This window comes from Streptomyces venezuelae ATCC 10712 (assembly GCF_008639165.1).
In the GTDB taxonomy this organism is placed as follows: Bacteria; Actinomycetota; Actinomycetes; order Streptomycetales; family Streptomycetaceae; genus Streptomyces; species Streptomyces venezuelae.
This window is the reverse complement of the sequence record NZ_CP029197.1, coordinates 6,698,810-6,724,607: the sequence shown is the minus strand read 5'-3', so window position 1 is coordinate 6,724,607 and position 25,798 is coordinate 6,698,810. Positions and strand designations below refer to the sequence as shown.

The 25,798-nt window shown below is 72.0% G+C and carries 28 protein-coding genes; 7 read left to right on the top strand and 21 right to left on the bottom strand.

Annotated elements, in window-relative coordinates:
• Positions 1–184 precede the first annotated feature (184 nt).
• Positions 185–664, top strand: a complete 480-nt coding sequence (locus DEJ43_RS30910; protein WP_015037350.1) for an HIT family protein — start codon at positions 185–187, stop codon at positions 662–664.
• A gap of 51 nt (positions 665–715) precedes the next feature.
• Here the strand turns inward: DEJ43_RS30910 and DEJ43_RS30905 are convergent, their stop codons facing one another.
• On the bottom strand, positions 716–898 hold the full coding sequence (locus tag DEJ43_RS30905) for a hypothetical protein (RefSeq protein WP_145953727.1): 183 nt from the start codon (positions 896–898) through the stop codon (positions 716–718).
• A 303-nt stretch (positions 899–1,201) separates the two neighbouring features.
• Between DEJ43_RS30905 and DEJ43_RS37870 the strand changes: the two genes are divergently transcribed.
• Positions 1,202–1,717: a hypothetical protein gene (locus DEJ43_RS37870; RefSeq protein ID WP_181399512.1), complete on the top strand. Its 516-nt coding sequence runs from the start codon at positions 1,202–1,204 to the stop codon at positions 1,715–1,717.
• On the opposite strand, the gene DEJ43_RS30895 is transcribed toward DEJ43_RS37870, so the two are convergent.
• From DEJ43_RS30895 to DEJ43_RS30860, 8 genes are all read right to left on the bottom strand, one after another.
• Entirely contained in the window at positions 1,645–2,658 is a 1,014-nt protein-coding gene (locus DEJ43_RS30895) for a TIGR03842 family LLM class F420-dependent oxidoreductase (RefSeq protein WP_015037348.1), read from the bottom strand. The two genes, DEJ43_RS37870 and DEJ43_RS30895, sit on opposite strands and share 73 nt — an antisense overlap.
• Before the next feature lie 10 nt (positions 2,659–2,668).
• On the bottom strand, positions 2,669–4,072 hold the full coding sequence (gene hydA / locus DEJ43_RS30890) for a dihydropyrimidinase (protein WP_015037347.1): 1,404 nt from the start codon (positions 4,070–4,072) through the stop codon (positions 2,669–2,671).
• A 37-nt stretch (positions 4,073–4,109) separates the two neighbouring features.
• Entirely contained in the window at positions 4,110–5,390 is a 1,281-nt protein-coding gene (locus DEJ43_RS30885) for an aspartate aminotransferase family protein (RefSeq protein ID WP_015037346.1), read from the bottom strand.
• Positions 5,387–6,229 carry a nitrilase-related carbon-nitrogen hydrolase gene (locus tag DEJ43_RS30880; RefSeq protein WP_015037345.1) on the bottom strand — a complete coding sequence of 281 codons (843 nt, stop codon included), beginning with the start codon at positions 6,227–6,229 and terminating at the stop codon, positions 5,387–5,389. The genes DEJ43_RS30885 and DEJ43_RS30880 overlap by 4 nt, the downstream gene beginning before the upstream one ends.
• 333 nt (positions 6,230–6,562) lie before the next feature.
• Positions 6,563–8,008, bottom strand: coding sequence for a hypothetical protein (locus DEJ43_RS30875; protein WP_015037344.1), 1,446 nt, complete (start codon positions 8,006–8,008; stop codon positions 6,563–6,565).
• A 115-nt stretch (positions 8,009–8,123) separates the two neighbouring features.
• Positions 8,124–8,507, bottom strand: coding sequence for a PPOX class F420-dependent oxidoreductase (locus DEJ43_RS30870; protein WP_015037343.1), 384 nt, complete (start codon positions 8,505–8,507; stop codon positions 8,124–8,126).
• 10 nt (positions 8,508–8,517) lie between these two features.
• Positions 8,518–9,741 (bottom strand): alginate lyase family protein, encoded by a 1,224-nt coding sequence (locus tag DEJ43_RS30865; protein ID WP_015037342.1) that lies wholly within the window; start codon positions 9,739–9,741, stop codon positions 8,518–8,520.
• A gap of 41 nt (positions 9,742–9,782) precedes the next feature.
• Positions 9,783–10,166: a winged helix-turn-helix transcriptional regulator gene (locus DEJ43_RS30860; protein ID WP_015037341.1), complete on the bottom strand. Its 384-nt coding sequence runs from the start codon at positions 10,164–10,166 to the stop codon at positions 9,783–9,785.
• Positions 10,167–10,227: 61 nt separating this feature from the next.
• Here DEJ43_RS30860 and DEJ43_RS30855 point away from each other — a divergent pair, with 61 nt between their 5' ends.
• Complete coding sequence (locus DEJ43_RS30855) at positions 10,228–10,911, top strand: NAD(P)-dependent oxidoreductase (protein WP_015037340.1); 684 nt, start codon at positions 10,228–10,230, stop codon at positions 10,909–10,911.
• 38 nt (positions 10,912–10,949) lie between these two features.
• Here the strand turns inward: DEJ43_RS30855 and DEJ43_RS30850 are convergent, their stop codons facing one another.
• Positions 10,950–11,513 (bottom strand): mycothiol transferase, encoded by a 564-nt coding sequence (locus DEJ43_RS30850; RefSeq protein WP_106433769.1) that lies wholly within the window; start codon positions 11,511–11,513, stop codon positions 10,950–10,952.
• 66 nt (positions 11,514–11,579) lie between these two features.
• Positions 11,580–11,831 carry a helix-turn-helix domain-containing protein gene (locus DEJ43_RS30845; protein WP_015037338.1) on the bottom strand — a complete coding sequence of 84 codons (252 nt, stop codon included), beginning with the start codon at positions 11,829–11,831 and terminating at the stop codon, positions 11,580–11,582.
• Between the two features lie 32 nt (positions 11,832–11,863).
• Between DEJ43_RS30845 and map the strand changes: the two genes are divergently transcribed.
• On the top strand, positions 11,864–12,631 hold the full coding sequence (map, locus tag DEJ43_RS30840) for a type I methionyl aminopeptidase (protein ID WP_041663076.1): 768 nt from the start codon (positions 11,864–11,866) through the stop codon (positions 12,629–12,631).
• 179 nt (positions 12,632–12,810) lie between these two features.
• On the opposite strand, the gene ggt is transcribed toward map, so the two are convergent.
• On the bottom strand, positions 12,811–14,622 hold the full coding sequence (ggt, locus tag DEJ43_RS30835; protein ID WP_015037336.1) for a gamma-glutamyltransferase: 1,812 nt from the start codon (positions 14,620–14,622) through the stop codon (positions 12,811–12,813).
• 105 nt (positions 14,623–14,727) lie between these two features.
• Between ggt and DEJ43_RS30830 the strand changes: the two genes are divergently transcribed.
• The gene (locus DEJ43_RS30830; RefSeq protein WP_015037335.1) at positions 14,728–15,459 is read left to right on the top strand and encodes a hypothetical protein; all 732 of its coding nucleotides are present in this window, start codon (positions 14,728–14,730) and stop codon (positions 15,457–15,459) included.
• On the opposite strand, the gene DEJ43_RS30825 is transcribed toward DEJ43_RS30830, so the two are convergent.
• Positions 15,410–16,696: a cytochrome P450 gene (locus tag DEJ43_RS30825; protein ID WP_106433768.1), complete on the bottom strand. Its 1,287-nt coding sequence runs from the start codon at positions 16,694–16,696 to the stop codon at positions 15,410–15,412. The genes DEJ43_RS30830 and DEJ43_RS30825 overlap by 50 nt on opposite strands.
• 222 nt (positions 16,697–16,918) lie before the next feature.
• On the opposite strand from DEJ43_RS30825, the gene DEJ43_RS30820 reads away from it, so the two are divergent.
• Positions 16,919–18,487 carry an alpha/beta fold hydrolase gene (locus tag DEJ43_RS30820; RefSeq protein ID WP_015037333.1) on the top strand — a complete coding sequence of 523 codons (1,569 nt, stop codon included), beginning with the start codon at positions 16,919–16,921 and terminating at the stop codon, positions 18,485–18,487.
• Between the two features lie 38 nt (positions 18,488–18,525).
• On the opposite strand, the gene DEJ43_RS30815 is transcribed toward DEJ43_RS30820, so the two are convergent.
• From DEJ43_RS30815 to pcaDC, 8 genes are all read right to left on the bottom strand, one after another.
• Positions 18,526–19,383 (bottom strand): amino acid ABC transporter permease, encoded by an 858-nt coding sequence (locus tag DEJ43_RS30815; RefSeq protein WP_015037332.1) that lies wholly within the window; start codon positions 19,381–19,383, stop codon positions 18,526–18,528.
• A complete protein-coding gene (locus DEJ43_RS30810; RefSeq protein ID WP_015037331.1) occupies positions 19,380–20,024 on the bottom strand; it encodes an amino acid ABC transporter permease in 645 nt (214 codons plus the stop codon). Before DEJ43_RS30810 ends, DEJ43_RS30815 begins: the two co-directional genes overlap by 4 nt.
• 18 nt (positions 20,025–20,042) lie before the next feature.
• Positions 20,043–20,960 (bottom strand): glutamate ABC transporter substrate-binding protein, encoded by a 918-nt coding sequence (locus DEJ43_RS30805; RefSeq protein ID WP_015037330.1) that lies wholly within the window; start codon positions 20,958–20,960, stop codon positions 20,043–20,045.
• Between the two features lie 14 nt (positions 20,961–20,974).
• Positions 20,975–21,721 (bottom strand): amino acid ABC transporter ATP-binding protein, encoded by a 747-nt coding sequence (locus DEJ43_RS30800; RefSeq protein ID WP_015037329.1) that lies wholly within the window; start codon positions 21,719–21,721, stop codon positions 20,975–20,977.
• Positions 21,722–21,882: 161 nt separating this feature from the next.
• Complete coding sequence (locus DEJ43_RS30795; RefSeq protein ID WP_015037328.1) at positions 21,883–22,326, bottom strand: DUF6278 family protein; 444 nt, start codon at positions 22,324–22,326, stop codon at positions 21,883–21,885.
• 108 nt (positions 22,327–22,434) lie between these two features.
• Positions 22,435–23,220, bottom strand: coding sequence for an exodeoxyribonuclease III (locus DEJ43_RS30790; protein WP_041663075.1), 786 nt, complete (start codon positions 23,218–23,220; stop codon positions 22,435–22,437).
• 78 nt (positions 23,221–23,298) lie between these two features.
• The gene (locus DEJ43_RS30785; RefSeq protein ID WP_015037326.1) at positions 23,299–23,934 is read right to left on the bottom strand and encodes an MBL fold metallo-hydrolase; all 636 of its coding nucleotides are present in this window, start codon (positions 23,932–23,934) and stop codon (positions 23,299–23,301) included.
• A gap of 9 nt (positions 23,935–23,943) precedes the next feature.
• The gene (gene pcaDC / locus DEJ43_RS30780; protein ID WP_015037325.1) at positions 23,944–25,194 is read right to left on the bottom strand and encodes a bifunctional 3-oxoadipate enol-lactonase/4-carboxymuconolactone decarboxylase PcaDC; all 1,251 of its coding nucleotides are present in this window, start codon (positions 25,192–25,194) and stop codon (positions 23,944–23,946) included.
• A gap of 237 nt (positions 25,195–25,431) precedes the next feature.
• On the opposite strand from pcaDC, the gene DEJ43_RS30775 reads away from it, so the two are divergent.
• Positions 25,432–25,770, top strand: a complete 339-nt coding sequence (locus tag DEJ43_RS30775) for a hypothetical protein (RefSeq protein ID WP_015037324.1) — start codon at positions 25,432–25,434, stop codon at positions 25,768–25,770.
• The last annotated feature ends 28 nt before the right edge of the window (positions 25,771–25,798 follow it).

Here is a 25,798-nt window from a genome sequence, read left to right as displayed (position 1 = left end):
GCCGTACAGCTCCGGCGTCGTAGAAGGCCATGTCGACCGCATCAAGAAACGATCAAACGGCAGATGTACGGCCGAGCTTCGTTCCACGTCCTGGCTCCTCGCCTCACCTGGTTGGTCCTTGATCCGCGTGGGGAGGGTGGGGAGCGAAGAGCGGGGCTTGATCACCTGCGGGTAGGTTCGGGCCATGACTGGTGACTGGCGGAGGGACCGGATCGGGGCGGCTCTGCGAGGCGAGAACCCCACGGTGCTGCGGCGCCTGCACTCGGGCTTCGCGGTGATCGGCGACGTCCAGTTCCTGCCGGGCTACTCGGTTCTCCTCGTGGACGAGCCAGGTGTTCACCGGCTGTCTGACCTGCCGAGGGCCAAGCGGTTGGCGTTTTTGTCCGACATGGACCAGCTCGGAGAAGCGGTTGAGCGGGCCTGTCGGCGCCTGGACCCCGATTTCCGCCGGGTCAACCTGGAGATCCTCGGCAACACGGATCCGTTCTTGCATGCCCATGTCTGGCCGCGGTTCGAGTGGGAGCCGGCCGAGCTGGTGGGTAAGCCGGTGTGGCTGTATCCGCGTGACCGGTGGAGTGACGAGCAGTTCAAGCTCGGCTCGCAGCACGATGTGCTGCGGGATGCCATCGGCAGCGAACTGGACCGGTTGAGTGCGATGGCCTGACCGTGTGGGCCCGCCGACCGTCAGGTCGGCGGGCTCGGTGATCAGTGACGGTCACCTGTGCAGCTGCTTCAGCCGCACGGCGAGCAGGTGCTCGACGGTGCGCGTCTGGGCCTGCGCGGCAGCCTCGGTCGCCGCGCGCAGAGCGTCGTGGGTTCGCGGACGGGCCGCCAGCTCCACCACGCCCGCGAGGGAAAGGTCACCCGCCGCCAGCCCGAGCAGCAGAGGCCCAGGCAAGGTGCCCAGGAGCCCGGACCCAGAGAGCCGCAGGGACTGGGTAGCGGAGGCCGGACAGCTGTGCGTGGCGGAGGGCCTTCATCGTGTACGCGGCCAGTATCTTCTCGATGCGCTCGTACAGCCGACGGTGACTTCTGCCTAAGATCGCGCAGGGTCTTGCTGGTCAGTGCGACCGCCGAGGTGACCGCCATGACGGATGCCGCAATCACGAACGAGGCCGTGAGCCAGCCAGCTTCGATGCTCCAGCCGGTGGACAGTTGTCCAAGGGGCTGGAGGCTGAGCCCTGCGAACTCGAGAAGTGACATGGCCCGACCCGGCATGGCGCTCGGAGCGGCTCGCTGGATGATGGACGCGGCCACGAAGCTGTCGGCCGTCGAGCTTCGGCTGAGGCAGCTCGCCTGGGCCGCCGAGGTGCCGGCCACCCCGGTGGAGCTCGCGGCCGTCATCAACTCCCTGCGCTCCACCGCCTCGACCGTGCGGGAGCACGTCGACCGAATGGGCCTGCTCGCCCGCATCCTCGACGGCGACGTCCCGCTCGCCACCATCTTCCCCACCGGTGACCCGTGGGGCGTGGCCGCACGGGCGAGCGAGCGGATCGACTTCGGCGGCCCGGCGATCGTGCCGACCGTCTGGCAGCTCATCAAGCCGTGCTCGCGCGACCTGTCGGCATGCAGCACGGGTGGGTCGTCGGGAACAGGTGGACGGCCGCCGTCCACCTGCGCCGATGCAGGACCCGAATCGCTTCGTCAGTGCAGCGACGGAATGATGTCGGTGCCGTACGCGTCGATGGTGGCCTCGCGGTTGTCGTGCATGTTGTAGACGGCGAACTGGTCGACTCCCAGGTCCCGCAGGTGCTTCAGCTTCTCTACGTGGGCCTCGGCCGGGCCGAGGAGGCAGAAGCGGTCGACGATTTCGTCGGGGACGAAGGTGGTGTCGGGGTTGTCGGCGCGGCCGTGGTGGGAGTAGTCGTAGCCGTGCCGGTCCTTGATGTAGGCCGTCAGCTCCTCCGGGACCATGGACGAGTGCTCGCCGTACTTCGCCACCAGGTCGGCCACGTGGTTGCCGACCATGCCGCCGAACCAGCGGCACTGGTCGCGGGCGTGGGCCAGGGACTGCGGGGAGTCGTCCGCCGTCACGTACGCCGGTGCGGCGACGCAGATCGTGAGCGCGTCGGGGTCACGGCCCGCGTCCTGGGCAGCCTGCCGCACCGCCTTCACCATCCACTCCGTCAGGAACGGGTCGGCGAGCTGGAGGATGAAGCCGTCGGCCTTCTGCCCGGCGAGGGCGAGGGCCTTGGGGCCGTACGCCGCCATCCAGACCGGCAGCTTGCCGTTCTTGATCCAGGGGATGCGGATCGGGTTGCCGTCCACCGACGCCTCCCGGCCCTCCGCCAGGTCGCGGATGACCTCGATGGCCTCGCCGAGCCGGGCCAGCGTGTTCGGCCTGCGGCCGGCGACCCGCATCGCGGAGTCGCCGCGGCCGATGCCGCAGACGGTCCGGTTGCCGTACATGTCGTTGAGGGTGGCGAAGGTGGAGGCCGTCACCTCCCAGGTCCGCGTCCCCGGGTTCGTCACCATCGGGCCGATGTGCAGCTTGGTGGTGTTGGCCAGGATCTGGCTGTAGATGACGAAGGGTTCCTGCCACAGCACGGCGGAGTCGAAGGTCCAGCCGTAGCGGAAGCCGTTGCGCTCCGCCCGGCGCATCAGTCCGACGACCTGCGAGGCGGGCGGGTCGGTCTGCAGGACGAGTCCGAAGTCCAACGTCGTTCTCCTAGTTCAGGTACTGGCAGGTGGCACGCGGCACGAACGTGCCGTGGCCGGCGTGGCCGACGAACTTGCGCTGGTCGATGACGAGTTCGCCGCGCGAGAGGACCGTCTCGACCTGGCCGGTGACCGTCTTCCCCTCGTACGCCGAGTAGTCGACGTTCATGTGGTGGGTCTCCGCCGACAGGGTCTGGGTGGTGTGCGGGTCGTAGATGACGACGTCCGCGTCCGCGCCGGGCGCGATCGTGCCCTTCTGCGGGTACAGGCCGAACATCCGGGCCGGGGTCGCACAGGCGATCTCGATCCAGCGGCGGCGCGAGATGTGCCCGTCGACGACCGCCTGGTGGAGGAGGTCCATCCTGTTCTCCACCCCGGGCAGTCCGTTGGGGATCTTGGAGAAGTCGCCCCGGCCCAGCTCCTTCTGCCCCACGAAGCAGAACGGGCAGTGGTCGGTGGAGACCACCTGGAGGTCGTTCGTCCGCAGGCCCCGCCAGAGGGCCGCCTGGTGCTCCTTCGGGCGCAGCGGGGTCGAGCACACGTACTTGGCGCCCTCGAAGCCCGGCTCCGCCAGGTTGTCCGTCGACAGGAACAGGTACTGCGGGCAGGTCTCGCCGAAGACCGGAAGGCCCTTGTCCCGCGCGGTGGCGATCTCGGCGACCGCCTCCTCGGCCGAGACGTGCACCACGTACAGCGGCGCCCCCGCGACCCGCGCGAGCTGGATCGCCCGGTGGGTCGCCTCCGCCTCCAGGAGCGCCTTGCGGACCTCCCCGTGGTAGCGGGGGTCGGTCTCGCCGCGGGCCAGGGCCTGTTCGACGAGGACGTCGATCGCGATGCCGTTCTCGGCGTGCATCATGATCAGCCCGCCGTTCTCGGCGGAGCGCTGCATGGCGCGCAGGATCTTGCCGTCGTCGCTGTAGAAGACGCCCGGGTAGGCCATGAAGAGCTTGAAGGAGGTGATGCCCTCCTGGACGAGCCGGTCCATCTCCTTGAGCGTGTGCTGGTTGACGTCGGAGAGGATCATGTGGAAGGCGTAGTCGATCGCGCAGTTGCCGTCGGCCTTGGCGTACCAGGTGTCGAGTCCGGCCCTGAGGCTGTGGCCGACGCTCTGCACGGCGAAGTCGACGATGGTGGTGGTGCCGCCCCAGGCGGCGGCCCGGGTGCCGGTCTCGAAGGTGTCGGAGGCGGAGGTGCCGCCGAACGGCAGTTCCATGTGGGTGTGGGCGTCGACGCCGCCGGGCAGCACGTAGCGGTCGGTGGCGTCGATCGTCCGGTCGGCGGTCCACGCCGCCGCCGCGTCGGAGCCATGGGCCGCGAGGGCGACCACGCGGCCGTCCTCGATCAGCACGTCGGCGTGGAGTTCGTCGGCGGCGGTGACGACCAGGCCGCCCCGGATGACGGTACGGGTGCTCACGGGGACTCTCCCTGCTCGATGCGGCGGGACGGTGGGACTACAGCTCTCGCAGGGCCTGTTCGAGCATCGCCGCGCCCTCCTCCGCCTCGGCGACGGTGAGCGAGAGCGGTGGGGCGACGCGGAGGGTGCTGGTGTTGTGGCCGCCGCCCTTGCCGATCAGCAGGCCGTTCTCACGGGCGGCCTCCAGGACCGCGGCGGCCGCGTCCGGATCGGCCCGGTCGGTGTCCGGTTCGGTGAGCTCGATGCCGATCATGAGACCGCGGCCGCGTACCTCGCGGACCGCGGGGATACCAGCGCACGCGGCCCTGATCCGCTCGATGAGCAGGCCGCCGACCCGGCGGGCGTTGCCCTGGAGGTCGTGCTCCAGGAGGTACGAGAGGTTGGCGAGCCCGGCGGCCATGGTGATGGGCGAACCGCCGAACGTGGAGATCGAGTTGGCGTCGAGGCAGTTCATGATCTCGGCGCGGGCGACGACCCCGCCGACGGACATGCCGTTGCCGATGCCCTTGGCGAAGGTGAGGATGTCGGGCGGCCCGGCCTGGCCGTGCGCCTGCCAGCCCCAGAAGTGGTCGCCGGTACGGCCCCAGCCGGTCTGCACCTCGTCGGAGATCCACAGGATGCCGTGCCGGTCGAGGACCCGGCGGAAGGCGGCGTACAGGCCGTCGGGCGGGGCGGTGAAGCCGCCGACTCCCTGGATGGGTTCGGCGATCAGCGCGGCGACGTCCCGGGTGTGGCCGAGGAGGTCTTCGAGGTCGTCGACGCAGGCGTCGATGAACCGTTCGTCGGTGTACTGCGCGTACGGGCCGCGGGTGCGGACGGCGCCGTGCACGTACAGGGTCTGCAGCGGCGAGAGGCCGGTCGGCGACCAGGCCCGGTTGCCGGTGATGCCGACGGTGGAGAAGGAACGGCCGTGGTAGCTGTTCCGCATCGCCAGGATCTGGTTCGAGCGGCGGTACGCGGTGGCGAGGAGCAGCGCCGCGTCGTTGGCCTCGGTGCCGGAGGTGGTGAAGAAGACCCGGGCGTCGGGGATGCCGGAGAGGCCGGCGATCCGCTCGGCGAGCTCCACCATGGGCCGGTTGAGGTAGAGCGTCGAGGAGTGGATGATCCGCCCGGCCTGCTCGGAGACGGCCTTGGTGACCTCGGGCAGGGCGTGGGCGGTCATGGTGGTGAGGATGCCGCCGAAGAAGTCCAGGTAGCGGCGTCCTTCGGCGTCCCAGACGTGGCGGCCCTCGCCGTGGGTGATCTCGATGGGGTCCCGGTAGTAGAGGGCGACCCAGTCGGGGATGACGGCCTTGTGCCGGTCGAAGAGCTCGCTCACGGGCGCACCAGCCCGTCGTAGGCGTCGGGGCGTCGGTCCCGGTAGAAGGCCCACTGCTGGCGGACCTGCTCGATCAGGCCGAAGTCGAGGTCGCGGACGAGGAGTTCCTCGGTCTTGTCGGAGGCGACCTCGCCGACGAACTGGCCGCGTGGGTCGACGAAGTAGCTGGTGCCGTAGAAGTCGTTGTCGCCGTACTCCTCGATGCCGACGCGGTTGATCGCGGCGACGAAGTACTCGTTGGCGACGGCCGCGGCGGGCTGCTCCAGCTGCCAGAGGTAGGAGGAGAGACCCCGGTGGGTGGCCGAGGGGTTGTAGACCAACTGTGCTCCATTGAGGCCGAGTTGGCGCCAGCCCTCGGGGAAGTGCCGGTCGTAGCAGATGTAGACGCCGACCCTTCCGACGGCCGTGTCGAAGACCGGCCAGCCGGCGTTCCCCGGGCGGAAGTAGTACTTCTCCCAGAAGCCCTTGACCTGGGGGATGTGGTGCTTGCGGTACTTGCCGAGGTAACTGCCGTCGGCGTCGATCACGGCGGCGGTGTTGTAGTAGAAGCCCTCGCCCTCGACCTCGAAGACGGGGACCACGATCACCATGCCGGTCTCCCGGGCGAGGTCCCGCATCCGGCTGACGGTGGGGCCGTCGGGGACGGGCTCGGCCCAGCGGTAGTGCTCGGGCTCCTGGACCTGGCAGAAGTAGGGGGCGTTGAACACCTCCTGGAAGCCGATCACCTTGGCACCCTGCCGGGCCGCCTCCCGGGCGTGCTCCTCGTGTTTGGCGATCATGGATTCGGTGTCGCCGGTCCAGGTCGCCTGGACGAGCGCGGCGCGTACGACGTCGGTCATGAGCTGCTCCTTCGGCACGGCGTCAGAGAGCCTCTACGCACGTAGACGCGGTGCGTAGGAGGAGAACGTAAGCCCCGTCACACCGCGGAGCAAGACCGCCGCCGGGAAGCGGCCGGGTCGATCATGTTTCATACCCGAGTGGTCCACGTCGGACACGTACCGACACGTCCGGGCATGCCGGGGACGTACACGCGAAACCGGCTCCGGCGGCCCGCGCGGTCGGCGGTGCGACGGCGGTGCGACGGACACGCGACAGCGGTGCGACGGCCACGCGACGGCGCGCTTGCGGCGCGCCGGACACGCGACGGCCGCGCGACGCGCCCCGCCCCGCCGTCAGACCCCCGCGAGGCCCGCCACCCGCAGCGCGTGGAGCAGATCGCGCTCCCGGGCGGCGGACACCGCGCGGGCCGCCTCAAGGAGTTGCGGGACGAACACCCGGGGGTCCACGGCCGCCAGCCGGGCCGCGTCCTCCGGCACCCGGACCCGGACCACCGCGGCGAGCAGCCCGCGCGCCTCCCGGTGATGACCCTCGGCCCGCAGCGCGGCGCACGCCCCGGCGACTTCCTCGACCGGGCGCGCCACGCCCTGGCGCAGCAGCTGCTCGCAGTCGGCGGCCCGGCCCGCGTCGGCGAGCACGCCCGCGACGGCGGCGAGCCGGGCGGGCGGCAGCGAGGCCGCCTCCCAGAGCAGTACGGACCAGTCGGCGCCGAGTCCGGCCCGGTGCAGCTCCTCCGCGAGGGCGGGCAGCCGGGCGAGAGGCCCGGCGAGCGCCTCGCAGAGCAGGCCGTGGGCCTCGCCGCTCCGGCCCTGGGCGCGGAGCCGCCGCAGGGCGTAGACAGCGTTGACGGCACAGCGAGCGGCTTCGGCGGGGTCGAAGGGGCCGGCGGGACCGGCGGGACCGGCTTCGCGGCCCTCCGCCGTGCCACGGCCGGACTCCCCGGCACCCCCGAACCGCGCCCCGCGCGGCGCAGCCGCCCCACCCGGCAGTACGGGCACGGGGGCGGGCACAGGGGCCGCCCCCTGCCCGTCGTCCCCGTCCTCAACCCAGGCGTACCGAGCCCCTCGGGCACGCCCCCGAACCTTCCCGGACCGCCCGGCCCGGGCGGCGACGTCCCGGACGGGAGCCGGGGTGAGGGCCGCGGTCTCCTGGCGGGGAGCTCCGGCGGCGGACGCGGCGTGCCCGGAGGCCGACGCGGGAGCCATCGCCTCGCCGGCCCCGGCGGCGGGCTCGGGGCCCACGCGGGCCTGGCCGGCCCCCTCCGGCTCGCCCCGGCGCGGCAGCGTCGACAGCCCCGCCAGGCGGGTGGTCAGGTCCGTCACCCGGGAGCTCGCCCGCTCGCGGTCGTCGCGCGTCCACGCGAGCTGGTGTTCGAGGCGGGCCCGCTCCTCCGGGTCCGGGGGCGGGGCCGCGCCGAGGCGGGCCGTCAGCTCGCGGGCGCGGGTCTCGGCGTGGCCGAGTTCGCGTTCCATCAGCGCGCGGCGTTCGGCGAGCGCCGCCGCTCCGCCGGGCCGGCGGTCATGGGCACGGGCGGCCGCCGCGTACAGGGTCCTGCCCCGGGCGGCGAGCGGACCGTCGGCGGGCTCCCCGGCGTCCTGGAGGAGGGACGCGACGACGTCCCAGGGCAGGATCTCGGCCCCGTCGAAGCAGGCCCGCATCCCCTCGGGGTCGCGCTCGGCGAAGAGTGCGTACCAGCCGCCCTCCGCCGGGAGCCGCCGCGCCAGCTCCGTCAGCCAGCGGCTGAACGCGGCGACTTCCCCCGGGATTTGATACACCGTCATGTGACACGCACCTGCCCGCCGTCGACTGGAACCTTCCGGTCCGCGGGGTATTGGACCGCAGTCGTGTTACGGGACGACTACGGACCGTTTTCCTGCGCGTGCCCCACGGCCCCATTCACCGGAATCGCACGACGATCCCGGTGTGCGGGCGCTTCCCGAGCCGGACGATCATGGCCGGCACGTCGGTCAGCCAGTACTGCCAGGTGTACTTGCGCGAGAGCAGCCCCCGGATCCGGCGCAGCTCCTCCCCCGTCACCAGCCGGCCCTCGCCGGCGAAGCGTCCGGCGCCCTCGTCGATGTTTCCGCGCAGGTCGCAGAGGGCGACCTCGACCCTCGGGTCGTTCCGCAGCCGCTTGACCTTCCAGGAGTCGGTGCGGGTCCAGGCGTACAGCTCGTCGCCGTCCACCGCGTACCAGACGGGCGTCGCGACTCCCGTGCCGTTCTTCCGGTAGGTGGTGAGGCTGACGTAGCGGCCGCGCCGCAGCTCTTCGGGCATCATGCCCGGGAGCCTATGCCGGGGTCGGGTTCGAGGCGTGGGTGAGGGTCTCCCAGGCGACGAACAGGTCGTCCGTGCCGCCGGGCCGCTGGCTGACGGCGAGCTTCGCGGTCTCGGGGAGCTTCATGCCCATCCGCCCTTCGAGGTGGTTGAGCGCGACCTCGACGTCGGGGCCCATCGTGCGCTCGACCTTGCCGCCGCACAGCCACTTGGGGGCGGTCGCGCCAAGCTGGTAGCGGGCGTGGAACTCCAGGGCCGCGCCGATCCGTTCGGCCTCCTCGCGGTAGAGGTCGAGGCCCTGGTGCCAGGCGGTCTCGGCGATGTGGGCGGTGGCGGCGAGCGAGTACCCGATGTGCATGAAGTTGCGGCAGGTCTCCTGGCCGAGCCCGTCGGCGTAGGTGCGCTGCCCGAACCAGTACGTGGCGAGTTCGTCGGCGGTGTCGATGGTGCCGCCGGGCGGCGGCTTGGGCAGGGCGCCGTCGGACGACAGGTAGAAGTAGGCGGGGACGCGGGCGCGGTAGCGCCGTACCGCGTCCTCGAAGACCGTGCGGTCCTCCAGGAACACCGCCATGCCGATGGCGGCGTCGGTCATCGCCAGCTCCCAGTTGCCGTTGTAGTCGGGCACCCGGGCGGTGACGGCGGGCAGGTAGGCCTTGCGCAGCATCCACTTGAACCGCTGGACGGCGGGGCCCCGCCACGCCGGGTAGCCCGCGTGCACGATCTCGGCGGCGCGCGCCCAGGAGGAGCCCGACCAGGCGGTCTGCAGGTCGGCGTCGTCCCGGGTGTGCTCCTTCACGGTCTTCGACCAGGCGTCCATGATCTCGACGGCCTTGGCGGCGTGCGCGGCCTTGCCGGAGACGGACCACATGAGGGCGTGGGTGTAGGCGGCGATGGCGTCCTCGCGCTCGGCGACGCAGGCGTCCGTCCCGGCGTTGGACGCGCAAGCGACGGTCCTGGCCGGGTGCGGCGTGTAGTCGAGCGCGGCGTACTCGCTCTCGCCCATCGCCTCGTACGCGGAGGTCCAGGGCTCTTCGCCGGCCTCGACGTGGCGGCGGACCGCCGCGAGCTGGGCCCCGCCGACGAGGACGCCGGGGTGGCGGAACCGCTCGGGGGCGACGGCGGCGGGCGCGGCCTCCGTCCCGGTCCCCGCGCCGGTGGTCCCGGCGCCGCAGGCGGTGCCGAGCAGGAGCGCCGGGCCGAGGAGGGCGGCGAGGAGGATCTTCGGGCGACGGTGCACGGGTCCACGCTCGCCGAGGCCGCCGGGCCACGCATCCGGGGCTAGGCCCCCCGGATGACCTGCCCGTACGCGCTCCTGGCCTCGGTGATCTCGGGGACGTGGGCGCGTGTCCACGCGCAGGCGGCGTCGAGGGGATCGATCAGCGAGCGGCCGAGGGCGGTCAGCTCGTACTCGACCCGGGGCGGGTTCTCGTCGTACGCGGTGCGGGTGAGGAAGCCGTCGCGCTCCATGGCGCGGAGGGTTTCGGCGAGGACCTTGGGAGTGATCCAGTGAAGCGGGACGCGCAACTCGGAGAAGCGGCGCGGCCGCCCGTCCTCCAGGCAGCGGAGCACCACGGCGGTCCACTTGCCGCCCACGCGGATGGGTCGGACGTGGTCGGAGCAGTCCGGGTCGTGGAAGAGGTCGGCGGGCAGCGGCTGGTTCATGCGCCCGAAGCTAGCCCAGTACCGTTGAAGTAACCAGGTACTCCGGTTCTACGCTCCCGCCATGATCAACGACACGGGCAATGGCACGAGCAACGGCACGAGCAAGAACATCGTCGTCTTCGGGGCGGGTGGACGGGTCGGCCGCGCGGCCGTCGCGGAAGCGGTGACCCGGGGTCACCGGGTGACCGCGGTGGTCCGCGATCCGTCGAAGTACCCGGATCTGGCCGGGGATTCGGTCACGCTGGTACGGGGTGATGTCACCGACCCGGCCTCGGTGGCCGCCGCCGCGGCCGGCCACGACGCCGCCGTGAGCACCTCGGTCCGCCTCGACGTCGCCTCGGAGGAGTACTTCACGTCGGCGGCGAAGGCGCTGATCGCGGGTCTCGAAGAGGTGGGCGTGCGACGGCTGTTGACCCTGGGCATCGCCACGACGCTGGAGACGGAACCCGGGGTACGGGTCATGGACGCGCCCGGGTTCCCGGAACAGTGGCGGGTGTTCGCACAGGGCCACGTGGCCGAGTTCGACCTGCTGTCCACCGAGTCGGGACCCGAGCTCGACTGGCTGATGGTCGTGCCGCCGCTCGACCTGAACGCGGAGGCCGAGGTGACCGGGGGCTACCGGACGGCCGTGGGCACGGTGATCGACGGGACCGGCCGGATCGCCCACGCGGACCTGGCCCGGGCGCTCGTCGACGAGATCGAGGACCCGCGCCACAGCCGCGTCCAGCTGGCGGTCTCGGTCTAGCGGACGCCCGCCGCCACCCCACTCACCTGGCCTTCGACCTACTGGCCGACCCTGCCGTCGACGCATTCGCGCAGCAGGTCGGCGTGTCCGCAGTGGCGGGCGTACTCGTCGATCCGGTGCACCATCAGTTCCCGGATGGCGATGCCGTCCTTCCCCACGCGGGCGCCGAGGTCGTCGGCGTACGCGGCGAGGGCGGCGTCGGTGGCGGCCTGCTCGCGCTCCAGGTCGGCGTACGAGGCGTCCACCACGGCCTGGTCCGCGACGGCGCCGTCGAAGTCCGCGTCCCGCTTGCCGTACAGCTTGGGCAGCGGGTCGCTGTCGGTGATCCAGTTGCGCCAGTCCCGCTCCACCTCGGCGAGGTGCCGGATCAGGCCGAGCAGCGACATGGTGGAGGGCGGGACCGAGCGGCGGGCGAGCTGCTCCGGGTCGAGGCCCTCGCACTTCATCCGCAGGGTCAGGCGGTAGTTGGTGACGAAGTCCTGGACGGTGGCGAGTTCGCCCTCGGGGCCCGGGCCGTCGTTCTCGCGGGGGTCCTTGTCCGGGTCGGTCCACATGTCGGCGTAGACGGTCGCTTCGGTCCATCGCGCGGGCTGGTCGGTCATGTGTCGCATGATCGTCCGTCGCGGCCCGACAGGCCACCGATTTCCCGCGCCCGGCGGTCCCGGCCGTCAGACGGGCACGAGTGCGCACCGGACGATGAGTTCGTCCATGGAGAGGCCGAGGACCCCGGCGAGGGCGGCGACGGTGAAGAACGCCGGGGTGGGGGCCCGGCCGGTCTCGATCTTGCGGAGGGTCTCGGCGGACAGTCCGGCGGCCGCGGCGATCTCGACCATGGACCGCTCGCCGCGCGCCTCGCGCAGGAACCGGCCGAGTCGCTCGCCGCGCTCGCGCTCTTCGGGGGTGAGGGGTGTGCGCACCATGACGCCATACTAATACCGGTATAGTAATTGGAATGGTGGAGATCAAGACGAACGAGAACCTGGCCGCGATGCGTGAGGCGGGCCGGGTCGTGGCCCGCGCCCTCGCGGCCGTACGGGAGAAGGCGGCGCCCGGTGTGCCGCTGACCGAGCTGGACCGGGCGGCCCGCGAGGTCCTGACCGAGGCGGGCGCCGGATCGCCCTTCCTCGGCTACCGCCCCGAGTGGGCGCCGGTGCCCTTCCCCGCCGTGCTGTGCCTCTCCGTGAACGACGCCATCGTCCACGGCATCCCGGACGGGACCCGGCTCGCGCCGGGCGACCTGGTCTCCGCCGACTGCGGCGCGCTCCTCGGCGGCTGGGCGGGCGACTCGGCGATCAGCTTCACGGTCGGGCCGGCCAGGCCGGAGGACACCCGGCTGATCGCCACGGCCGAGGAGGCCCTGCGGGCGGGCATCGCGGCCGCCGTCGTCGGCAACCGCATCGGTGACATCGCGCACGCGATCGGCCGCGTGTGCCGCGCCGCGGGGTACGGCGTCCCGGACGGCTTCGGCGGCCACGGCATCGGTCGCACGATGCACGAGGACCCGGGCGTCCCCAACGAGGGACGCCCGGGCCGGGGGATGAAACTGCGCCACGGGATGGTGCTCGCGATCGAGCCGATGCTCATCGGGGGCGGCACGGACGACCACTACACGGCGCGCGACGGCTGGACGATCCGCACGGCCGACGGCTCGCGCGCCGCGCACGCGGAGCACACGGTGGCGATCACGGACGCAGGCCCGCGCGTCCTGACGGCCCTGTAGCCGCCACCCGGCGACGCCGGGGCCCCGGGGAAGGGCCTCGGCGTTACCTCCCCGCCTCGCCACCGGCGACGGGTCTCGCGCTACTTCCCCGTCGGCCCCGCCACTCGGCGACGCCGGGACCCCGGGGGGCGGGGCCTCGCGGCCCGGCGCCGCCGGAACCCCCCGGGAAGCGCCTCGCGCTACTTCCCCGTCGGCCGGACCACCATCGCCGAGCCGCCGCCCCTGCGGACCGTCTCCGCGGCGGCGAGCCAGCGGCCGTCGGGCAGGCGCTGGACGCCGGTCGCGGCGCCGATCTCCGGGTTCTGCCGGAAGCCGTGCCCGATCGCCTCCAGTTCGGCCCGCACCGGGCTGTTCCACAGGGCGGGTTCGAGCTCGGTGGTCGCCTGGTTGCGCTGGCTGGCGCGCGGCGCGGCGATCGCGTCGACGAGCGGCAGTCCGCGGTCGACGACCCCGGTGAGCGTCTGCAGGACGGTGGTGATGATGGTCGCGCCGCCCGGCGACCCGAGGGCCAGCACGGGCCGGCCGTGCCCGTCGAGGACGATCGTCGGGGAGATGGAGGAGCGCGGTCGCTTGCCGGGTCCCGGCAGGTTCGGGTCGTGCACCGCCGGGTTCGCCGGGGCGAAGGAGAAGTCGGTCAGCTCGTTGTTGAGCAGGAAGCCCCGGCCGGGCACGGTGATGCCGCTGCCGCCGGTGGACTCGATGGTGAGGGTGTAGGCGACGACGTTGCCCCACTTGTCGGCCACCGTGAGATGGGTGGTGTTCTCCCCCTCGTAGGTGGTCGGGGCCGCCGTGCCGCCGCTCGCGCACGGCACCGGGCTGCTCGGGTCGCCGGGCGGGAGGGGGCTGGTCAGGGCGGCGTCGTCACGGATGAGGCAGGCGCGCGCGTCGGCGTACCGCTGGGAGAGCAGACCGCGCGTCGGTACGGGCTCGAAGGCGGGGTCGCCGACCCAGCGGCCCCGGTCGGCGAAGGCGATGCGGCTCGCCTCGATGTACCGGTGGAGATAGCGCGCCGGGCTCGCGCTCGCGAGGTCGGTGCCCTCCAGGATGTTGAGCGCCTCGCCGACGCTCGTACCGCCGGAGGAGGAGGGCGCCATGCCGTAGACGTCGAGTCCGCGGTAGGAGACCTTCGTGGGCTTGCGGAACTCGGTGCGGTACGCGGCGAGGTCACGCTCCGTCAGGTCGCCGGAGCGGACCTTGCGGGTGGCGCCCGGTCGGACCGGGGGCGTCCGGACGGTGTTCACGATGTCCCGGGCGAGCGGCCCGTGGTAGAGCGCGCCGACGCCCTCGCGGCCGAGCGTCTTGTACGTACGGGCCAGGTCGGGGTTCTTGAAGACGGAGCCGACGACCGGCAACTGCCCGCCGGGCAGGAACAGTTCGGAGCTCGCCGGGAAGTCGCGGAACCGCGCCTCGTTGCCCGCGGTCTGGGCGCGGAAGGTCGCGTCGACGGTGAAGCCGTCGCGGGCGAGCCGCTCGGCGGGTTCGAGCAGGGTGCCGAGCCGCTTGGTGCCCCAGGCGTCGAGCGCGGCCTTCCAGGTCGCGGGGGTGCCGGGGGTGCCGACGCCGCGGCCGCTGGTCATGCCCTCCTCGAAGGGGATCGGCGTGCCGTTCTCCACGAAGAGGTCGGCGCCGGCGGAGCGCGGGGCGGTCTCACGGCCGTCGACGGTGTGCACGGTGCGGCTCTTCGCGTCGTAGTAGACGAAGTACCCGCCGCCCCCGATTCCCGCCGAGTAGGGCTCGGTCACCCCGAGCGCGGCCGCGACGGCGACGGCGGCGTCCACCGCGTTGCCGCCCTTGCGGAGCACCTCGACGCCGGCGGCCGAGGCGTCGGCGTCGACGCTGGCGACGGCCCCGCCGTAGCCGACGGCGACGGGCTCCTTGACGGGGGGTGGCGGTGTGATGGGTGGGGCCGTGGGCGGGGCGGCGGCACCCATCGAGAGCACCGTCGCCGCGACGGCGAGAACGGAGATCTTCCCAGCGGCGGAGCGACGCATTCCCTACCTCCAGTCAAGGACCGTCCGCGCAGCGTAACTTCCCCCGGGCCCTCGCGTCAGGACCGCCTCGAACAGGAGGCCGTTTCCCCGCTAGCATGCGCGCCCATGAACGAAGACCTGCGCAACATCGTGCTCGGGGTGCTCGCGACCGGGGTCAGCGCGTCCTTCGGCTGGCTCGGCCGCACGTACTTCTGGCGGCGGAGGCTCCACCGCAAGCAGGACTTCTTCGGGCTGCCGCGGAACTCCGAGTGCCTGCTCGTGGTGAACCGCGAGTCGGGCGGGGACAGCGCGGTGCACCGGTACGACGTGTTCGCGCTGCTCGAACTCTGCGCGCTCATCAAGGACTGCGGGGCGCACTCGCGCATCCTGCCGCAGGACCAGACGCACCAGGGCATCGGCGACCGGACGGAGTTCTGCGTCGGCGGCCCCTATTCGAACAGACGTATGGCCGCGCACATAGCGACCCTGCTCCCGGGTCTGACGGTGAACATCGACGTGGAGCCGAGCGAGGACCGGGGCTCCTTCCTGATCGGCGCGGACCGCTATCGCATGGAGGCGGGGGTCGCCGAGTACGTGATCCTGGCCCGGCTCATGGCCGGCGAGGAGTGCCGGCCGGTGTTCCTTTTCTGCGGCCAGCGGGCCATCACCAACCAGGCGGCCACCCGTTATCTCGCCCGCCATTACGAGGAGTTGGCCCGCCGCCACCGCTCCGGCTCCTTCGTGCTGCTCCTGAAGGTGGTCAACTCCCAGGCGTACGGCCCCGATGTCGTCGAGCTGGTGGCCGACGTCACGCGGGCGGCGCGGACGGCTCCCGAAGCCGTACCGGCAGCGACTTGACGCCGTTGATGAAGTTCGAGACGAGGCGGCGGGGCGGTCCGGCGAGCTCCAGGCCGCCGCAGGCGCGGCGCAGTTCCTCGTGGAGCACCCGGAGCTGAAGCCGGGCGAAGTGGGCTCCGAGGCAGACGTGCGGGCCGTCGCCGAAGGAGACGTGCGGGTTCGGACCGCGGCTGAGGTCCAGCCGGTGCGGGTCGGGGAAGACGCGCTCGTCGTAATTGGCGGAGGCGTGGAAGACGACGACCTTGTCGCCCCGGCGGATCGGCCGGCCGGCGAGCTCGGTGTCGGTGGCGGCGGTGCGCCGGAAGGAGAGCACGGGCGGGTGCACCCGCAGGAGTTCGTCCACCGCCGTACCGGTGTCGACCTCGCCGCGCCACAACCTGCGCTGTTCGCCGGGGTGTTCGGCGAGGGCGAGGAGTCCGCCGGGGGCGGCGGCGCGGACCGTGTCGTTCCCGGCGACGGTCAGCAGGAAGAAGAACATCTCCAGTTCCGCGTCGGCGAGTGCGGAGCCGGCGAGCACGCTCATCACGTCGTCGGCGGGACGGGCCCGCTTGTGGGCGGCGAGCTCCTGGGCGTAGCCGAACATCTCGGCGAGCATGGCGGGCGAGCGCGGGTTGACCGGCCGCCCCCGCTCGTCGAGGGCGGGCGGCTCGTCGGGGTCCTGGTACGCGATGACGCGCTCGGTCCAGGCGTGCAGCAGGCCCCGGTCGCTCGCGGGCACCCCGAGCAGGTCGGTCAGGTTGAGCAGGGCGTAGTCGTCGGTGACGGCCCGGACGAGGTCGACCTCGCCCGCGTCGACGGCCCCGGCGAGCAGCTGCCGGGCCCGTTTCCGCACGGTGGCCTCGAAGCGCTCGATCCGCCCCGGGGTGAAGGCCCGGCTCACGAGGCGCCGCAGCCTGCCGTGGGCGGGAGGGTCCTGATTGAGCATCATGCGCCGGATGAAGGGGAGGTCGGCGGGGTCGGGGTCGCGTATCTGGGTGGCGCCGAGACACGAGGAGTACGTGCCGGAGTCCTTGAGCACCCGGACGACGTCGGCGTGCCGGGTGACCGCCCAGAACCCGCTCCCGGCGGGCCACCCGAGGATCTCGGGCTCCTCCTGCCAGGCGACGGGGGCGTGATCGCGCAGGAGGCGGAAGCGGTCGTGCGGGATCCCGGTCGCGTAGATCCGGGGGTCGAAGACGTCGGGCACCTCGCTCGGCTCCGCCACCGTGCCTCCCGTCAGGGCTGAGGACGTCTCCATGATGGCAGGCCGGAGGCGGTTCCCGTAGGACGGAACGCACAGTTCGCGACCCTCGTCGGGGCCGCCCCTCGGGCGCCGCTCCGCCATCAATCGTTACCCCCACGTAACTTACCGACCGGTTACCCCAGGTAAGTGCCTGAGGTTACCGTCGGGTCACTTCACTGCCCCCCATTCAGTGCAGCCGTACTGCCTCCCCAGCAGTACCCCAGTGAGGAGTGACCCGTGCGCCGTACACCCCTGACCCTCGCCGTCTCGGCCGCCCTCGTGGCCGGCGCGGCCTTCGGGCTCGCCCCCGCCGCCCAGGCCGGAGAGGCCGGCCAGGCCGCCGGCACCGGCATCCGCTTCGTCGACATCACCGGCGAGGGCGGCACCGTCCTCAAGGCGAACGTCGTCTCCCCCGCCGGGTCCGCCGCCGGCGCCCGGCACCCCCTCATCGTGCTGCCCACCAGCTGGGCCATGCCCCAGATCGAGTACCTCGCCCAGGCCCAGCAGCTCGCCGACTCCGGCTACATCGTGCTGAGTTACAACTCGCGCGGCTTCTGGCAGTCCGGCGGCGAGATCGAGACGGCGGGTCCCAAGGACATCGCCGACGCCTCCAAGGTGATCGACTGGGCCCTGGCCCACACCGCCGCCGACCCCGCGAACATCGGCATGGCAGGCGTCTCCTACGGCGCCGGGATCAGCCTGCTCGCCGCCGCCCACGACCCCCGGATCAAGGCCGTCGCCGCGCTCAGCGGCTGGGCCGACCTCATCGAGTCCATCTACAGCGGCCGCACCCAGCACCTCCAGGCCGCCGCCCTGCTCGGCGGCGCCGGCTACCTCACCGGCCGTCCGGGGCCCGAACTCAAGCAGATCCTGGGCGACTTCCTCTCCTCCAACCTGGCCAAGGAGGAGGACATGATCGCCTGGGGGCGGCAGCGCTCCGCCGCCGAGCAGCTGGACCGGATCAACGCCAACGGCGCCGCGATCATGCTCGGCAACGCCTGGGGCGACACCATCTTCCCGCCCAACCAGTACGCGAGCTTCTTCGAGAAGCTCACCGGCCCCAAGCGCCTGGAGTTCCGCCCCGGCGACCACGCCACCGCCGAGGCGACCGGACTGCTCGGGCTGCCCAACGACACCTGGACCAGCGCCCACCGCTGGTTCGACCGCTACCTCAAGGGCGCCGACAACGGCATCGACCGCGAGCAGCCCGTCCAGCTCAAGTCCCGTTCCACGGGCGGCTACGAGGGCTACCCGGACTGGAAGTCCGTGCACGCCAACCAGCGCAAGTTCGGCCTCGACGGTACGCAGAAGGTCTGGGCGAACGTCGACTCCGGCGCCAACGGCGGCACCGTCCTGCTCACCAACGCCCTCGACCAGTTCCTCCGCACCCCGCCGATCGTCTCCGTCCCCCTCCTCCCCCGCGCCTTCGCCGGGGTGTGGCAGTCCGAGCGGTCCGACAGCCCCCAGCGGGTGCGCGGCACGGTGAAGGTGCACACCACGGTCACCTCCACCGAGGAGAGCGGCACCCTCGTCGCGTACCTCTACGACGTGGGCCCGCTCGGCGTGGGCAAGCTGGTCAGCAACGCGCCGTACACCTTCCACGACCGGACCCCGGGGAAGCCGTTCGGGGTCGATCTGGAGCTGTTCTCCACGGCGTACGACGTTCCGGCCGGGCACCGGCTCGCCCTCGTCGTCGACACCGTCGACCCGCTCTACGCGGAGCACAACCCGACCGGCGCGCAGCTGACCTTCTCCTCCCCGTCGGCCGACCCGTCGTACGTGTCGGTACCGCTGCGTTCGGAGTGATCACCGGCTGCTGCCGGGCGGGTGCGGCCCCTCGCTCGCTACTGCGGTCCCGGCAGCAGCGTCTGTGGTTCGGCCGGAGCGACGTCCACGGCCTTCGTCTTCGGGCTGTGGCGCTCTCTCCTGGCCACCCAGGTGGCGAACCAGGAGAGCAGCATGCACATCCCGATGTAGATCGGTGAGATGACCAGGACGACCGGGATGAACGGCAGGTCGTAGTCCAGGTTGGAGGCGATCAGCTTGCCCGCGTGCAGGAACTCCTCGTAGGTGATGAGGAATCCGAGCGAGGTGTCCTTGAGGGCGACCACCAGCTGGCTGATGATGGCCGGCAGCATGGCGCGGACGGCCTGCGGCGCCAGGACGTAGGTCATGACCTGGGTCTTGCGCATGCCGAGCGCGTACGCGGCCTCGCCCTGGCCGCGTGCGACGGCGTGGATGCCGGTGCGGAAGACCTCGGCGAGCACGGAGCCGTTGTAGAGGGTCAGTCCGGCGACGAGCGCGGGCAGCGCCTGCACCTTGAGCGCCACGAAGATGAAGAAGATCATCACGAGGACCGGCATGGCCCGGAAGAACTCGACGAGCAGCGTCGAGATCCAGCGCAGCGCCCGGTGCTCGGAGAGGCGCCCGGTGGCGAGGACCGCGCCCAGGGCCAGCGAGAGGACGGCGGCGTAGGCGAAGGCCTTCAGGGTGTTGCCGAGTCCTTCCAGCAGCAGCTCCTGGATGCCCTGGTAGAGGAAGGGCGACCACTTGGTGGAGGTGAACTGGTCGTTGTCGAAGAGGAGATAGAGGATCCAGCCGGCCAGCGCGAGGATCACCACGGTGGACGCGAGGCCGTAGAGGAGGTGGCGGCGCCGGGCGTGCGGGCCGGGGAGGTCGTAGAGGGCGGTGGACTCGGTCATCGGGCGACTCCCCAGCGCTTCTCCAGGACGTTGAACAGGGCGCTGATGCCGAGGGTGATGATCAGGTATCCGACGGCGATCCAGACGAAGGTCCAGACGATGTTGTAGCCGAGTTCGCTCAAGGTCTTGTAGGTGCCGAGGAGTTCGGTGACGCTGAAGGCGCCCGCGATGGCGGAGTTCTTGGCGAGCGCGATCAAGGTGGAGCCGATCGGCGGGATGACCGTGCGGAAGGCCTGTGGCAGCACGACCGTGCCGAGGGTCTGGCTGAAGGTCATCCCGAGGCTGCGGGCCGCCTCGCCCTGGCCGCGTGGCACGGTGTTGATGCCGGAGCGCAGCGCCTCGCAGATGAACGCCGAGGTGTAGCAGCCGAGCGCGAGGACCGCGAACAGCTCGAAGGGCAGCACGAGTCCGAAGCGGGGCAGGCCCAGCATGACGGCGAAGAAGAGCAGCGTCAGCGGGGTGTTGCGCAGCACGGTGACCCATACGGTGCCGAAGACGCGGAAGGATCCCACGGGCGCGACCCGGAACGAGGCCATGAGGAAGCCGAGGACCAGGGCCAGCGCGGAGGCGTAGACGGTGAGTTCGACGGTGCCGAGGAATCCCTCGCCGTAGAGCGAGAAGTTGTCGGTCAGGACGTCCATGTCGGGAGGCTCCTCCGGTCAGCTCGCCGGGTAGCGGTCGATGGCGGGCGGCTTCGGCGCGGGGACCCCGGAGAGGCCGAGGGTGGCGTCGTAGGCCTTCTTCCAGTCACCGTTCTTCTCGTGGGCGGCGAGGGCGTCGTCGAGGGCGAAGCGCAGGGCGTTGTCGTTCCGCGGGACGCCGATGCCGTACGGCTCCTTCGAGAACGGCTTGCCGACGACCTTGAGTTCGTCGGGGACCTTGGCCGCGTACCCCATGAGGATCGTGTCGTCGGTGGTGACGGCGTCGACCTGGTAGGTGAGCAGGTTGTCGACGCAGGCCGAGTACGTGTCGTAGGCGACGAGTTCGGCCTTCGGGTAGTCCTTCTGGATCCGCTGGTACGGGGTGGAGCCGGCGGCCGAGCAGACCCGCTTGCCCGCGAGGTCCTGGGGGCCGTGGATGTCGTTCTCGTCGGTGCGGACGAGCAGTGACTGGCCGGCCAGGTAGTAGGGGCCGGCGAAGCCGACGAGCTTCTTGCGGTTGTCGTTGATGGTGTAGGTGCCGACGTAGTAGTCGATCTGCCCGTTCTGCAGGGCGGTTTCGCGGTTGGCCGAGGCGATCGTACGGAAGGAGATGCCGGCCGGGTCGAAGCCGAGGGAGGCCGCCATCATCTTGGCGATCTCGATGTCGAAGCCGGAGTAGCGGCCGGTGGCCGGGTCCCGCTCGCCCATGTAGGGCTGGTCCTCCTTGGCGCCGACGACGAGGTGGCCGCGCTTCTTCGCCCGGTTCCAGGTGCTGGAGTCGGGCAGCGTGAAGCCCGACTGAACCTGGTAGACGGGGAGTTGGTCGGGCTGTGGGCCCTTGACCGGTGGGCTGCCCTCCCGGCCGCAGCCGCCGAGCGCCGCCGTCACGGCGAGCAGCAGGGCGAGCAGGGCCGGGGTGTGGTGCGTGCGCTGCATGGTTCCCACCCCGCTCAGTGCTTGAGGATCTTGGACAGGAAGTCCTTGGCGCGGTCGCTGCGCGGGGCGGTGAAGAAGTCCTCCGGCGCGCGGTCCTCGACGATCTTCCCGTCGGCCATGAAGACGACCCGGTTGGCGGCGGAGCGGGCGAAGCCCATCTCGTGGGTGACGACCACCATCGTCATTCCCTCGTGGGCGAGTTGCTGCATGACCTCAAGGACCTCGTTGATCATCTCGGGGTCGAGGGCGGAGGTCGGCTCGTCGAAGAGCAGCGCCTTGGGGTCCATGGCGAGGGCGCGGGCGATGGCGACGCGCTGCTGCTGGCCGCCGGAGAGCTGGGCGGGGTACTTGTCGGCGTGGGCGGCGAGGCCGACCCGGTCGAGGAGTTCGCGGGACCGCCGGTCGGCGTCCTCCTTCTTGCGCTTGCGGACCTTGATCTGTGCGAGGGAGACGTTCGCGAGGACGGTCTTGTGCGCGAAGAGGTTGAAGGACTGGAAGACCATGCCGACCTCGGCGCGCAGCCGGGCGAGCGCCTTGCCCTCCTCGGGGAGGGCCTGTCCGTCGATGACGATCTCGCCCGACTCCACGGTCTCCAGGCGGTTCATCGCCCGGCAGAGGGTGGACTTGCCGGAGCCGGACGGGCCGATGACGACGACCACCTCCCCCCGGCCGACGGTGAGATCGATGGACTGGAGGACGTGCAACGTGCCGTAGTGCTTGTTGACGCCACGCAGTTCGATCAGCGGATCGACGACGGCCATACGCTGCCCTGCCCCATTTCTCAGCGGTGTCGAGTCAGCGCAAACTATCCACCAGAAAAGGGACTTCACGCCCGACACGCATGAAACCGCAATAAGCCGTATTTACTGCAAAAGGGTGGCGTGAGCGGTCGTGCGGGCCCGCCGCGAGCGCGGCGACGTCATCAGTACTCGGCGGCCTCGGCGTACACCTGGGAGAGCTCGGGCGACCCCGTCATGGCCCAGTCGAGACCGGCCTCGACGACCTGGATCTCCCGGCCGGAGGCCAGCCGCACCACCGGGCCGCCGCCCGGCCACACCTGCCAGCGGGCACCCGGCACGTTCCGCACGACGACCGTGCCGAGGTACAGCCCGGCGTCGTTCCCGATCCAGGGCAGCTCCTCCGGGTCGTCGCGCCAGCGCGGCGGCAGCTGGTCCAGCTCCTGGAGGGAGCGCGGGGTGTCGTCGAGCTCCACCCCGGACTGCGCGACCCGGGCGCGCAGCAGCTCGCACTCGGCGAGCAGCTCGGCCACCCCGTCGGGGTCACGGTCGAAGGCAGCGGCCAGCGGGGAGTCGGCCGGCTCGGTTTCGTGCCGCTTGCGCCAGTTGTCCAGAAACGGGATGTTCATCCGACCAGCGTCGCACCGCCACCTCCTGGTCGACCACCCGGCGCGCGGAGATCGTTTCCGCCGCCGGGCGCCCCGTGCGCCCGCCGTGTCCGGCGGCTGCCCTTCGGATCAGGCCTTGACGTCGAGGTCGACGACGACGGGCGCGTGGTCCGAGGCGCCCTTGCCCTTGCGCTCCTCACGGTCCACATAGCTGTCCGTGACGGCCTCGGCGAAGGGCTTGTTGCCGTAGACCAGGTCGATGCGCATGCCCCGGTTCTTCGGGAAGCAGAGCTGGCGGTAGTCCCAGTACGTGAAGGGGTGGTCGTACTTCAGGGGGCGCGGGACCACGTCGGACAGACCGGCCTCGCGCAGGCCGGCGAGCGCGGCCCGCTCGGGCTCCGTCACGTGGGTGAGGCCCTCGAAGGCGGCCCGGTCCCAGACGTCGTCGTCGGTCGGCGCGATGTTGTAGTCACCCAGGACAGCGAAGGGACGGTCCCCCGCCGCGTCCTCCGCGACGGCCGCCTTCAGCGCCTCCAGCCAGCGCAGCTTGTACGCGTAGTGCTCGTGGGCGACCTCCCGGCCGTTCGGCACGTAGACCGACCAGACGCGGACCGGGCCGCAGGTCGCGGAGATCGCGCGGGGCTCGTCCATCCCGTCGTACTCCGGGCCGCCCGGCAGCCCCGTGACCACGTCGGCGAGGCCGACGCGGGAGACCAGGGCCACGCCGTTCCACCGGCCCGTGGCGTTGACCACCGACTCGTACCCGAGGGCGCGCAGCTCCTCGGTGGGGAACTGCTCGGCGGTGCACTTGGTCTCCTGGACGCACAGCACGTCCGTGCCGCTGCTCTCCAGCCAGGCGAGGAGCCGGGGCAGCCGGGCGGTGATCGAATTGACGTTCCAGGTGGCGATGCGCATGAGGGCAAGCCTACGTGCGGGGTCCGACAATCGACGCCGTGCCGGGCGCGGGCGGCGCCGGGCGGGCCGCCGCCCGGCTCAGAGCTCGGCGGAGGCGCCCGGGGCGAGCCGCTGGTGGTCGGTGCCGCCGAGCGCGCCGATCTGCCGGTCGTAGATGGGCCGGGCGAGGTCGGTGAGCAGGGCGTCGTGGATGTCGTACGCCCGGCGCGGCCCCAGTTCGCGGACGTAGTCGATGACCTCGGAGATCTTGCTCCACGGCGCCATGACGGGCAGCAGCAGCGTGTCCACCGCGTGGTCCGGCACGGTGAGCGCGTCCCCGGGGTGGAAGACGGCGCCGTCGTCGACCAGGTACCCCACGTTCGTGATGCGCGGGATGTCCGGGTGGATCACGGCGTGCAGCTCGCCGTGCACCTGCACGTCGAACCCGGCCGCCGTGAACGAGTCACCGTGACCGACCGTGTGCACCCGGCCGGGGAAGGCCGCCGAGAGCCGGTCGGCGACGCTCCGCAGCGTCCAGAGCTCGGCGGCCGGGTCGGCCTCCAGGGCCGCCCGCAGCCGGCCCTCGTCGAAGTGGTCGGGGTGCTCGTGCGTGACGAGCAGGACGTCCGCCCCGAGGGCCGCGTCCTCCTCGGTGAAATTGCCGGGGTCGATGACGAGCGTCCGCCCGTCCTTCTCCAGCCGGACGCACGCGTGGGACTTCTTCGTCAGCTTCACGCGGCCAGGCTACGCCGGAGGCCTTGTCTCCTCCTCGACGACCCGGCCCACCACCCGGAGGGCGGTCTCGGCGGCGGGAAAGCCGCAGTACACGCCCGCGTGGAGGACGATCTCGCGCAGCTCGTCGGGCGAGAGGCCGTTGCGGAGGGCGGCGCGGGTGTGGTCGGCGAGGGCCTCCCGGTGGCCCCCGGCGATGAGCGCCGTGAGGGTCACGACGCTGCGGGTGCGCCGGTCGAGCCCCTCCCGGCTCCAGACCTCGCCCCAGGCGTACCGGGTGACCAGCTCCTGGAAACCGCCCTCGGGGTCGTCCGCGAGGGCCTGGTCGACATGGGCGTCGCCGAGGACCTCGCGCCGCAGCCCGAGCCCCTTCTCGTACGGGTCGGGGCGACCCGCCTCGGCGGGCTCGGCGGCCGGGGCGGGCTCGGCCACCGGCACCGGCGCGGCCGGCATCGGCGGCACGGTCAGCGGGCCGCTGGTGTCGGGGGCCGTACCGGCGAAGTGGTCGACGAGCAGATCGGTGACGGCGGCGGGCTGCTCGACGGGCGCCAGGTGCGAGGCGCCGGGCACCACCGCGAGCCGCGCGTCGGCGATCCCGGCGACCAGGGTGCGGGCCTCGGCGGGCCCGGTGACCTGGTCCTCGGAGCCGACCAGGACGAGGGCCGGGACGGTGATCCGGTCCAGGGCCTCGCGTACGTCGAAGACGGCGAGGGCCTCGCAGGCGGCGACGTAGCAGGCGGGGTCCGTGGTGCGGACCATCTGTACGGCCCAGTCCACGATCGCGGGCTGCGCGCCGGCGAACACCGAGGTGAACCACTGCTCGGGCGCGGTGCGGGCCATCGGTTCGAGACCGTTGGCCCGGACGATGACTCCGCGCTGGCGGAACTCGTCGGCGCTGCCGAACCGGGGCGAGGTCGCGACCAGCGCGAGGGAGGCGACCCGGTGGGGCGCGCGCAGGGCCAGGTCGAGACCGACGGCCCCGCCGAGGGAGCAGCCCGCGTACCCGAAGCGCTGCACGCCGATGGCGTCGAGGGTGGCGAGCAGCCGGTCACCGAGCTCGGCGACGGAGGTGAAGGGCCGCGCGGGCGCCCCGCCGTGCCCGGGAAGGTCGAATCGGACGACCCGCCAGTCCCGGGTGAGCTCGGGTATCTGCCGGTCCCACATGTGCCACGTGGTCCCCAGCGAGGGTCCGAGTACCAGGACCGGAGCGTCTTCCCGCCCGTCGAGGCGGTATTGCAGGGTGTTCGTCGGTGTCTCGCTCACCCGCAAGACCCTCTCATCTCCCACGGAGCCCGCCGCAGCCGGGGCCCGGCGGCGCCGGTCGCGCACGCGGGGCGGGGGGCACGCGGCGGCGACGCGCGCGGCGCGGGTCACACCCCTCCACCAGGGCGTTCAAGGTCGGGGCAAGGTTTCCGCAGGGCCCGGTCGGCAGGGTGGTTCCCGGCGAAGGCGCACGGCCCTCGCCCGCCTCGTGCAACGGCGTCGAGAAGGGAAACCTCCATGAAGCGAACGCTTTCCGCACTGCTGGCCGCCACCGCCGCGGCCGCCGGTCTCATGATCATGCCGGGGTCGGCCGAAGCGGCCGGCGGCTGCAAGACCATGAGCGCCCCCGGTGGCGGCTCCGCCTATGTGTGCAAGCACTACTACTCGCAGGGCGGTGGTCTGTACTACGGCGACTTCTCGGTGGGCAGCGCCTCCTCCCGCGTGTACGCGCAGGCCTACTACGACGGCAGCGTAGTGACCGTCACCGACCGCGGCGGCAGCACCAGCGGAGGCTTCAGCGACCTCGCGAAGTTCCACGTCCGGGTCTGCAACAGCGGGTGCAGCGCCTGGTTCTGACCGGACGCCGGAGGCGTGGGCGCCCGCC

Excerpts from the sequence above, each read along its gene's own strand:
- DEJ43_RS30910 (WP_015037350.1), top strand. The coding sequence starts at position 185 with ATGACTGGTGACTGGCGGAGGGACCGGATCGGGGCGGCTCTGCGAGGC.
- DEJ43_RS37870 (WP_181399512.1), top strand. The coding sequence starts at position 1,202 with ATGGCCCGACCCGGCATGGCGCTCGGAGCGGCTCGCTGGATGATGGAC.
- DEJ43_RS30880 (WP_015037345.1), bottom strand. The coding sequence starts at position 6,229 with ATGACCGACGTCGTACGCGCCGCGCTCGTCCAGGCGACCTGGACCGGC.
- DEJ43_RS30875 (WP_015037344.1), bottom strand. The coding sequence starts at position 8,008 with ATGACGGTGTATCAAATCCCGGGGGAAGTCGCCGCGTTCAGCCGCTGG.
- DEJ43_RS30870 (WP_015037343.1), bottom strand. The coding sequence starts at position 8,507 with ATGATGCCCGAAGAGCTGCGGCGCGGCCGCTACGTCAGCCTCACCACC.
- DEJ43_RS30860 (WP_015037341.1), bottom strand. The coding sequence starts at position 10,166 with ATGAACCAGCCGCTGCCCGCCGACCTCTTCCACGACCCGGACTGCTCC.
- DEJ43_RS30855 (WP_015037340.1), top strand. The coding sequence starts at position 10,228 with ATGATCAACGACACGGGCAATGGCACGAGCAACGGCACGAGCAAGAAC.
- DEJ43_RS30850 (WP_106433769.1), bottom strand. The coding sequence starts at position 11,513 with ATGACCGACCAGCCCGCGCGATGGACCGAAGCGACCGTCTACGCCGAC.
- DEJ43_RS30845 (WP_015037338.1), bottom strand. The coding sequence starts at position 11,831 with ATGGTGCGCACACCCCTCACCCCCGAAGAGCGCGAGCGCGGCGAGCGA.
- map (WP_041663076.1), top strand. The coding sequence starts at position 11,864 with ATGGTGGAGATCAAGACGAACGAGAACCTGGCCGCGATGCGTGAGGCG.
- ggt (WP_015037336.1), bottom strand. The coding sequence starts at position 14,622 with ATGCGTCGCTCCGCCGCTGGGAAGATCTCCGTTCTCGCCGTCGCGGCG.
- DEJ43_RS30830 (WP_015037335.1), top strand. The coding sequence starts at position 14,728 with ATGAACGAAGACCTGCGCAACATCGTGCTCGGGGTGCTCGCGACCGGG.
- DEJ43_RS30825 (WP_106433768.1), bottom strand. The coding sequence starts at position 16,696 with ATGGAGACGTCCTCAGCCCTGACGGGAGGCACGGTGGCGGAGCCGAGC.
- DEJ43_RS30815 (WP_015037332.1), bottom strand. The coding sequence starts at position 19,383 with ATGACCGAGTCCACCGCCCTCTACGACCTCCCCGGCCCGCACGCCCGG.
- DEJ43_RS30810 (WP_015037331.1), bottom strand. The coding sequence starts at position 20,024 with ATGGACGTCCTGACCGACAACTTCTCGCTCTACGGCGAGGGATTCCTC.
- DEJ43_RS30805 (WP_015037330.1), bottom strand. The coding sequence starts at position 20,960 with ATGCAGCGCACGCACCACACCCCGGCCCTGCTCGCCCTGCTGCTCGCC.
- DEJ43_RS30800 (WP_015037329.1), bottom strand. The coding sequence starts at position 21,721 with ATGGCCGTCGTCGATCCGCTGATCGAACTGCGTGGCGTCAACAAGCAC.
- DEJ43_RS30795 (WP_015037328.1), bottom strand. The coding sequence starts at position 22,326 with ATGAACATCCCGTTTCTGGACAACTGGCGCAAGCGGCACGAAACCGAG.
- DEJ43_RS30790 (WP_041663075.1), bottom strand. The coding sequence starts at position 23,220 with ATGCGCATCGCCACCTGGAACGTCAATTCGATCACCGCCCGGCTGCCC.
- DEJ43_RS30775 (WP_015037324.1), top strand. The coding sequence starts at position 25,432 with ATGAAGCGAACGCTTTCCGCACTGCTGGCCGCCACCGCCGCGGCCGCC.